Below are 6,000 nucleotides of genomic sequence, written 5' to 3' on the forward strand. Positions count from 1 at the left end.
CGATCCGGACGGCCCGGGGCCCGGGCGGGGCTATTCGATCGGTTTCGCCTCCGCCTCCCAGCCCGTGAGCGTCGAGACGTAGGGAATCAGGAGCATCGCCAGTTTGCGCTGCCCGGTGTAATTGGGATGCGCCGACGATCCCAGGTCGCTGCCGTCGTTGCAGTATCCCGGCAGCACGGCCGTGAAGTGCAGGTTCCGTACGACGGCCGCGCGGCAGATGTCGCGGATGAAGGTGAAGGCCGGCTCCCCGACCCGCGGGGCCACGCAGAGTATCGGCGGGGTGTCGCCGTAGGCGTCGCGCAGCGTGCGGAGGATGCGCGTGTAGGCAGCCGCGAACTCTTCGCGCGAAGGGTGCGGCTCGGTCGAAAAGTCGTTCGATCCCAGGTTTATCACTATGATGTCGGGCCGGTACGGCGAAGCGGTGAAATTCCAGGCCGGCAAGGGCGACTCGTCGAACGTGTTGCCGAGACGGTCGGCCATCGTATTCTCCGACACGGTGTTCCGGTCGCCGTAGTTGCGCGCCGCTCCGCGTCCCGAGTGGGCGATGAGCGTGTAGTCGGCGCCGAAGTAGCGGGCCACGATGCAGCCGAACGCCTTGTCGCAGTTTTCGGTTTCGGGTTCGAAGGGTTCGTCCTTCGAACGGCCTTCGGTCCCGTAGCCGCAGGTCAGCGAGTTGCCGATGAACTCGATGTGGCGTCCGGGCGATGGCGGTGCGGGGAGCAGCCGTCCGTTCCGTGCGAGTCGGAATGCGTGGAGCGTCGTGCGCCCCTGTTCGCCCTCGGTGCGTTTCTGCATTCGCAGCGTGTGCTCTCCCTCGCCGAGTCCTTCGGCCAGCACCACGAGGGAATCCGTGCCGAATGTCGTGACGATGCCGGCATCGTGTCCGTCGAGGGTCAGGTTGTAGTAATTCCTTTTCGTGTCCGAGACGCGCACGGCCAGCGAACCGCCTGTGAAACGGCATTCGAAATAGGTTCCGCTCCAGTCGAAACTCACGCTGCCGCCGGTCGTCTCCGTACGTCCCACATACCGGATTTCGGAGGATGCGGCGGGCAGCTCCCCGCTCCTCTCCCGGGCGGGGACGGTGCCGGCGCACAGGAGCGCCAGCACCGCCAGTGCGGAGAGTCTCATCGTCCCGCCTCCCCGGTTTCGTAGGCCTCCACGGCCCGTTGCAGCGGACCCCACCAGTCGCGGTCGATGATGTGGACGATGTCGAAGACCATCAGGCCGTCCGATTCGCGGAGGTTCATCTCCACGGCCCGCTTGAACTGCGTCGTGTCGCGCTTGTAGTCTTCGACGTACATGCCGCCGTAGAAGGGTTTGCCGTGCAGCAGCCGGCGCGAGTAGCGGCAGCCGCCCTCGACGCAGAGGTGGTCGCCCTTCGAAACCTCGCTGTCGGTCTCGTTGCGGTGCAGGCCGTTGCTGCTGCGGTATTCGTCGATCGTGACGTTCCAGTAGTAGTTGCCGTTGGTGTAGATGTCCAGCAGCTCGGCATATCCGTAATTCCTGTATTCGGGCGTGGCCCATGCGTACTCCTGCGAGGGATCGTATTCCCGGCTGGCCCAGTTCACCCCCACTTCGAAATAGGAGGGATACCATGCGCCCGTGTAGGCGCCGAACTTCAGCCCGGGTTTCACGGCTTTCAGCTCCTCGCGGGTGCGAGCGAAGAAGCCGTGGATGACCGAGGCGCGCCACTCGATCCACTTTTTGAACCAGGGGCCGTCCGTGCGTTTCCAGCCGCCGGCGCCGTCTTCCTCCCATGCGTAGATGTCCTCGGGAAACCGTTCCAGCTTTCGGCCGATGTACCGTTCGAAGGCTTCGCGCGAGAAATCCGAGAAGTCGGACTGGATGTTGTCGTAACGGGCGCGGTCGAGCAGGATGCCGTCGAGGTCGTACTTCCGGGCCGCCTCCTTGAAGAGGGCGATCTCGTGTTCCTGCACCTCCGGGAGCGCCGGATTGACGAAGAGTACCTTCTTGCCGGGAATCTCCAGTTGCGGTACGAGCCCCCTGCCCGGCAGGTAGTTCACCGCCTGCCATTCGGGACGGCCGTCGTATAGGAGGCCGCGGCGGAAGACGCCGTTGCCTTCGGCGAAGGTGTTGAACGAGCCGTAGATTTCCATGCCGGAAGCATGCGCGGCGTCGGTGAAGGTGCCGATGAAGTCGAAGTCGGGGCGTCTGACGCCCTTCCATTCCTTGAGCCGGGGAGCGTATTCGCTGGGGTAAACCACTTCGCTCGAAGTGCCCTTGATGTCGAGCACCAGCGCCGTCATGCCGGCCTCCCGGCATTTCCGGACGTAGTGGCGGATCGAGTCGGGGTAGCTGAAACGCTCCCAGTTGGCCGAACAGTCCAGCCACATGAGTTTGGGTTTCACGGGGGCGGATGCGCTCCGGCATCCGGCGGCTCCCGCCGCGGCGAAAGCCAGCAGGAGTACGGTTGCGAGTTTTTTCATTGCGGGTTCTCGTTTGTTGCGTGTATGTAGTTTCCGTATATGTCGATCCCGACCGAGCGGAACGGGTCAGCCAGGGCGTCGATGATCTGGGCGCATTCGATGCGCGTGAGGGGCCTTGCGGCATCGTAATCCGCGAGCAGCCCGGCCGCTTTCTCGTGCATCGCGGCGGCCGTATCTTTTCCAAGGGCCTCGGAAAGCATCGCGGCCAGCCGCGTGCCGTTCACGGCCGCCGGGTCCGCCGATTCGGCCACCGCGGGGTAAACAGCATGCAGTCCGCAGCGCAGCTCCGCCTCCGAAACGTGTTTCCCGGCGTCGAACCACGTCTGGTTCGACCATCCCACGTTCGCACCGCGTCCGCGCAGAATACCCGTCACCCCGATGCGCTGCATGGCCTTGAAGCGTGGGTCGGTCGAGGGCATGTCGAGGTACGGCAGCAGGTAGCCTCCGTCGTCGAGAATCACCTCCTGCACCCTGCGGACCGGGACCTCCGAAGGTTCGCAGCCATCCGCCGCGGCCAGTGCGGCCAGCGCTCCGGCCGCCTGTCCGATCTGCAACACCACGGGCTGCAGGCGCGTGGAGCCGTTCACCAGGTTGGTCACCGAGATGGATTTCTCGGCCACGATCAGCCCCGGCTGCGACGCGGGCAGCATCACGCCCAGCGGCACGCCGTACGATGGCACGGGATGGAAATAGAGGTTCGGCAGCGAACTCCACTCCGGATAGCGCGTGTGGTGCTGGTCGATGGGGTAGTCGCCCACGCCGATCGCCGTGCGGTAGAGCGTGTTGGCGTAGGGGTCGGTGATGTCGTTGAGCGTGAAGCGCACCAGTCCGTGAATGCGCCGCGATTCGCGGTGGTAGGGATAGAACGGCAGACGGTCCCCGGTGGGGAACTCGTCGTCGGCAAGGCCCAGCGTGCGGAATCCCAGTTCGGTCTGGAGGAAATGGACGAAGCACAGCGTGTGGTTTTTCGCCCGCCGGACGGCTTCGGCACGCTCCGCGGCATCCATGTCGATCATGTTCACGTAGTAGTCGTTGCCCTCGATCGGCCAGTTTATCATGTATTTCCCGCCGGGGAGTTTCCCGTAGGTAATCATCTTTTCCCGGGGCCACATGCGGTCCGGCTCCTTGGGTGAGACGCAGAGCGGGTTGATGCAGCAGCAGGCGAACAGCGCGGGGTCGTAGCCTTCGGGACGCGGAATCGTGACGTCGCGCCCGTAATTCTTCAGCACGGCCACGTAGGTCAGGTCCTGCACGATGTCGTTCGGGGCTTCGAGCGCCTCCTTCTCGCCGGTCTCCGACGTGGCATCCATGCCCACATCATAGGGTACGCCCAGCTCCCGGGCCACGTCGCCCAGTTCGGTGGCGTCGATCAGCACGCGGGCCGCGATGCGCTCGCGTTTCCCGCCGCACTCGATCTCCAGATGCCACACCCCGTCGCGGCGGTCGAATCCGGCGGCCGTCGTGCGGTAGCGCACTTCGAGGTTCGGCTCGCGCGCCGCCATGCGTTTGAACAGGCTGTCGCCCACCGAGGGCTCGAACAGTATGTTGCTCACCCACCCCGTCCGGAGCGCTTCCGGGCCGCCGTAGTGCCGCTCCAGTTCGCTCCGGAATTCGTCCCAGATGCCGCCGCGCAGGGCGTAGTTGCCGTCCGTGGCGCTCACGCCCGCCGAGGTGAGCATGCCGCCCAGCCAGTCGAACTCCTCGACGAGGAGCGTCCGCGCCCCGAGGCGCGCCGACTGAAGGCCCGCGGCCGTCCCGCTCGTCCCGCCGCCCACGATCACCACGTCGTAGCGTGCGGGGGCGTTGCAGGACAGGAGAAACAGGGCGGCTGTCAATGACAGGTACTTCGTTCGTAATGCTTTCATGTGTCGTGTCTTTGCCGGTTTATTTCAGATCGAGTGCCGCCGTGCTCCTGCGGCCGAAACGGTCGGTCGCCGAGACTTCGACCCGCGAGGCCCCTTCGGGCAGCGGAACCCGGTAGTAGTGGTCCGATTCGGAGGGAGCGATCCATTTGTGCTCCAGCCGGTCGGGGTCGGAGTAGAGCCGTGCCGCTTCCGGGTCGTATGCCCGGAACCGTTCGGCAGGGCCGCACGGCCTGCCGTCGATTTCGAACTCCACTCGCCAGGCCGGGTCGCTGGCCCAGATATTGGCTGCGGCATACCCCTCGAACTGCGGGCATTCGCGCCCGTCGTACAGTTTTATCTGGTAGTCGGCCGGGTGTCCCGTCGATTTGTAGTACCATTCGATGCGGTCGCCGTCCACTTCGTAGATGCCGTATCCGGCCGGGGTGCCGTCGGTGCAGAGCGATCCCTGCCACCATGCGCCGCTCAGGGCGGGCGTCACGTGTTCGTACAGGCCGGGAGCGATCGGCTGGTTGCAGGTCGTGTGCGTATGGCCCGAGACGATATGTGCCCGGAAGGGTTTCAGCAGTTCGTAGAGCGCCCGGTGGTTCGCCATCGTCAGGGAGGCGTTGTCGTAGCTGAACTGCTTGCGGTCCGCCTCTTCGCAGGTCGAGGGGATGTGCAGGCAGACGACCACCGTGGAGCCGGGGCGCACGGAAGCGAGGTCCTTCTCCAGCCAGCGCAGTTGCCGCTCGTCGAGATAGCCGATGTAGAAATACTCGCGTCCGATGTAGAAATTGTCGTTGAGCGCTACGTAATGGATGCGGCCGACGTCGAACGAATAGTAGGTCGGACCGTACGTATCTTCGAATTTCGTGAAGGAGGTTTCGTGGGACCGGCCGTAGAGCGTCATGTCGTGATTGCCGATCACGTTGCGGAAGACGAGTCCCGTCCGGGCCATCACGTCGTTGTACTCGCCGTAGAGCGAGTGGTCCAGGTGCACGATGTCGCCGCAGCAGATTCCGTGGAACGGCAGGCCGCCGTAGCCGCGGACCGTGGCTGCGATGTCGTCGGCCGCCTCGGCCAGTTGCGGGAACTCTTTCCGGGCGTATATCTGCGGGTCGGCGATGACGACGAACCCGTGGCGCGTATCGTCGCCCGGGCGGCGCAGCAGCCGGAAGTCGCAGGTTCCGCCTCCGGACGGCAGCGGCCGGAAAAAGCGTACGACGCCCTCTTCCGTCGGGGCGTCGTACCCCGCCGGCACGCAGACGAAGACGAACCGGCTTTGCGCATCGGCTTCCAGCGTGTAATATCCCTTTTCGTCGGTCCGGGCGAATCCGTCGCCGTCGGAGATCCGGACGTTCGCCACGCCCCGGCCGTCGCAGACGACGCGTCCTTTGACCGTAACCGTGCCCGCAGCCCACGCGCAGGCGCTCCAGAGCGATAACAGGATCGCGAATAACGTTCGTTTCATCTTTTCGGTCGGTTTTATTTGCATTGTTCGAGGATCTTCCATATCTGGAACAGACCTCTCGGTACGTGGAAGCACCCCTTCCATTTTCCTCCCTTCAGAGGCAGGAGGACCTCGCCTCGCCGGTTCAGGTATCCGAACCACTCGGGGAACTCGGGGTCCTTGAAGTGCTCCCACATGTATTGGTGCAGTTTTTCGAACCAGTCCAGGCATTTCTGGTTTCCTGTGAGCTGGTATCCCT

At 64.5% G+C, this 6,000-nt stretch carries 5 protein-coding genes; all 5 read right to left on the reverse strand.

Annotation, left to right across the window (positions count from 1 at the left end):
* Positions 1 to 30 precede the first annotated feature (30 nt).
* Complete coding sequence (locus KB554_RS12755) at positions 31 to 1,128, reverse strand: SGNH/GDSL hydrolase family protein (protein WP_211036410.1); 1,098 nt, start codon at positions 1,126 to 1,128, stop codon at positions 31 to 33.
* On the reverse strand, positions 1,125 to 2,447 hold the full coding sequence (locus KB554_RS12760; RefSeq protein ID WP_141428793.1) for an alpha amylase family protein: 1,323 nt from the start codon (positions 2,445 to 2,447) through the stop codon (positions 1,125 to 1,127). The genes KB554_RS12755 and KB554_RS12760 overlap by 4 nt, the downstream gene beginning before the upstream one ends.
* Entirely contained in the window at positions 2,444 to 4,312 is a 1,869-nt protein-coding gene (locus KB554_RS12765; RefSeq protein WP_211036412.1) for an FAD-dependent oxidoreductase, read from the reverse strand. The genes KB554_RS12760 and KB554_RS12765 overlap by 4 nt, the downstream gene beginning before the upstream one ends.
* 19 nt (positions 4,313 to 4,331) lie before the next feature.
* Positions 4,332 to 5,762 carry a calcineurin-like phosphoesterase family protein gene (locus KB554_RS12770; RefSeq protein WP_211036414.1) on the reverse strand — a complete coding sequence of 477 codons (1,431 nt, stop codon included), beginning with the start codon at positions 5,760 to 5,762 and terminating at the stop codon, positions 4,332 to 4,334.
* A 14-nt stretch (positions 5,763 to 5,776) separates the two neighbouring features.
* Positions 5,777 to 6,000, reverse strand: a 224-nt coding sequence (locus KB554_RS12775; RefSeq protein ID WP_211036204.1) for an AGE family epimerase/isomerase, incomplete at its 5' end; no start/stop codon positions are given.

The sequence above is a fragment of the Alistipes sp. Marseille-P2263 genome (assembly GCF_018101075.1).
GTDB lineage: Bacteria > Bacteroidota > Bacteroidia > Bacteroidales > Rikenellaceae > Alistipes > Alistipes dispar.

Bases quoted from the DNA above. Each gene is read 5' to 3' on its own strand.
- KB554_RS12755 (WP_211036410.1), bottom strand. From the start codon at position 1,128: ATGAGACTCTCCGCACTGGCGGTGCTGGCGCTCCTGTGCGCCGGCACC.
- KB554_RS12760 (WP_141428793.1), bottom strand. From the start codon at position 2,447: ATGAAAAAACTCGCAACCGTACTCCTGCTGGCTTTCGCCGCGGCGGGA.
- KB554_RS12765 (WP_211036412.1), bottom strand. From the start codon at position 4,312: ATGAAAGCATTACGAACGAAGTACCTGTCATTGACAGCCGCCCTGTTT.
- KB554_RS12770 (WP_211036414.1), bottom strand. From the start codon at position 5,762: ATGAAACGAACGTTATTCGCGATCCTGTTATCGCTCTGGAGCGCCTGC.